At 79.2% G+C, this 1,582-nt stretch carries 2 protein-coding genes; both read left to right on the top strand.

The genetic code is table 11. The annotated features are described in order from the left end of the window. Positions 1–44 precede the first annotated feature (44 nt). Positions 45–776 (top strand): NUDIX domain-containing protein, encoded by a 732-nt coding sequence (locus GTR00_RS20470; RefSeq protein WP_407659757.1) that lies wholly within the window; start codon positions 45–47, stop codon positions 774–776. A gap of 59 nt (positions 777–835) precedes the next feature. After that, entirely contained in the window at positions 836–1,567 is a 732-nt protein-coding gene (locus GTR00_RS24525; RefSeq protein WP_205706298.1) for a YceI family protein, read from the top strand. Positions 1,568–1,582: the final 15 nt, after the last annotated feature.

Here is a 1,582-nt window from a genome sequence, read left to right as displayed (position 1 = left end):
GGCCGCCCCGCCATGCCCGCCGCCGTGCCCGCCGGGGCGGCCCGGTGAGCGCCCCCACCGCCGCTCCCGCCGGCCCCGGCGTGCCCGGCACCTCCGGCGTGGACGTCCCCGACGCGCGCGGGCGCACCGGCCTGGACCGCGCCGGGCGCGAGCTGACCGGCAACCCCGGCGTCGTCGTGCGCGACGTGGAGGTCCTCGCCTCCGCCTGGCACGTGCTGCGCCGCACCACCCTCGACTACCGCCACCGCGACGGGCGCTGGGAGGTGCAGCAGCGCGAGACCTACGACCGCGGCGACGGCGCCACCGTGCTGCTGCACGACACCGCCCGCCGCACCGTGCTGCTCACCCGGCAGTTCCGCTACCCCGCCTACGTCAACGGCCACCCCGACGGGCTGCTCGTGGAGACCGCCGCCGGCCTCGTCGAGGGCGACGACCCCGCCACCGCGGTGCGCCGCGAGGCCGCCGAGGAGCTCGGCGTCGAGGTCGGCGAGCTGCAGCACGTCTTCTCCCTGTGGACCAGCCCCGGCTCGGTCACCGAGCGCCTGCACTGCTACGCCGCCCCCTACGCGCCCGAGCGGCGCACCGGCCCCGGCGGCGGGCTGGCCGAGGAGGGCGAGGACATCGAGGCGGTCGAGCTCGACGTCGACGAGGCGCTGGCCGCCGTGCGCGACGGGCGCATCGCCGACGCCAAGACCGTCCTGCTGCTGCAGTGGTCGGTCCTGCACGGCCCGTTCGCCCCCGGCACCCGGGCGGGGGAGGGCTCCCCGGCCCGGTGAACCCCTCCGTCGGCGGTCCCGTTGGAGGGGACGAGACCGCCGACGGACAGGGGACCGCCGTGAGCACCACCAGCGCACCGACCGCCCGACCGCCCGCGCCGCGCCGGCGCCGCTGGCCCTGGCTGCTGCTGGCCGCCGCCGTCGTCCTGGGCCTGCTCGCCGTCCTGCTCGGCCCGCGCCTGTACGCGCGCTCGCAGGAGGGGCGGGCCGCGGCGCCGCTGAGCAGCCCCGCCGCGACCGCCGCCGCCACGGCCACCGCCGCCGCCGAGGACCGCGCCCTGGACGGCACCTGGCGGGTGGGCGGCGGCACCGCCGGCTACCGCGTCGACGAGGTCCTCAACGGCCGGGACGTCACCGTCACCGGCCGCACCGAGCAGGTCGGCGGCGAGCTGACCGTCGCCGGCGGGCAGCTCACCGCCGGCACCGTCACCGTGGACCTGGCCAGCGTCACCACCGACTCCGGCGCCCGCGACGGGCAGTTCCGCCGCCTGCTCGGCGTCGAGGCCAACCCGGCCGCCACGTTCACCCTCACCGGCCCCGTCCCGCTCGGCGGCCTGGACGCCGGCACCACCCTGGCCGTCACCCTGCCCGGCACCCTGAGCATCAACGGCCGCGAGCGCCCGGTGCAGGTGCCCGCCACCGTCGAGCGCGCCGCCGCCGGCCCGGTCACCGTCACCGGCGCCGCCGGCGTCACCTGGGCCGACTTCGACGTGCAGGCCCCCGACCTGGGGTTCGTCTCCGTGGAGGACACCGGCACCGTGGAGTTCGCCGTCACCGCCACCCCCGCCTGAGGCCCCGCCCGAGGC

This window comes from Kineococcus indalonis (assembly GCF_009906395.1).
GTDB lineage: Bacteria > Actinomycetota > Actinomycetes > Actinomycetales > Kineococcaceae > Kineococcus > Kineococcus indalonis.
Note: the sequence above shows the minus strand (reverse complement) of the source record. Positions and strands in the feature narration are given on the sequence as shown.